The sequence below is a fragment of the Haloarcula sp. Atlit-47R genome (genome assembly GCF_003665985.1).
Classification (GTDB): domain Archaea; phylum Halobacteriota; class Halobacteria; order Halobacteriales; family Haloarculaceae; genus Haloarcula; species Haloarcula taiwanensis.
This window is the reverse complement of the sequence record NZ_QPLQ01000068.1, coordinates 1-457: the sequence shown is the minus strand read 5'-3', so window position 1 is coordinate 457 and position 457 is coordinate 1. Positions and strand designations below refer to the sequence as shown.

General features: G+C 50.1%; 1 pseudogene. It reads left to right on the top strand.

Annotated elements, in window-relative coordinates:
* Positions 1-62: 62 nt before the first annotated feature.
* Positions 63-457 (top strand): annotated as a pseudogene (locus DVK00_RS20905) (hypothetical protein); the annotation flags it as partial.

Genomic DNA, 457 nt, shown 5'->3' with positions numbered 1-457 from the left:
GACTTCCGAGATTCGGGTTTTCTCGGAGTAGAGCTATCAGATAGGCAACTATACTACCAGTCATGGCCGAGGACAATGAACTTCCCGTCTGGCACGTCGTAGACCTCGAAGTGGATGACTCTCTGTCGTGTTCAGAAAAACTGACTGAAGTGCAGAGTATCGTTGATTCACTCTCCTACCAGTCCCTCTCGCACGTCTCAATTATAATGGAGGACTGTGCAGCGACCGAACCAGAACTGTGCTTAGAAACAGCGTTCCTCATAGCAACCAAGATTCGCGCTTACAGTGGTGACCTGCGGAACGGGTTGGAAGCCGTCGGTGACGCCGATATCGACACGGTCAACAAGTTCGTTATCAACACGCTTGACAATAACCCGATCAAGGACGTTCATCCTCTAAATTCACTCATACCACACCTCTACCGCGGGAACGAAGACGACCTCGTAGAACAATTCGA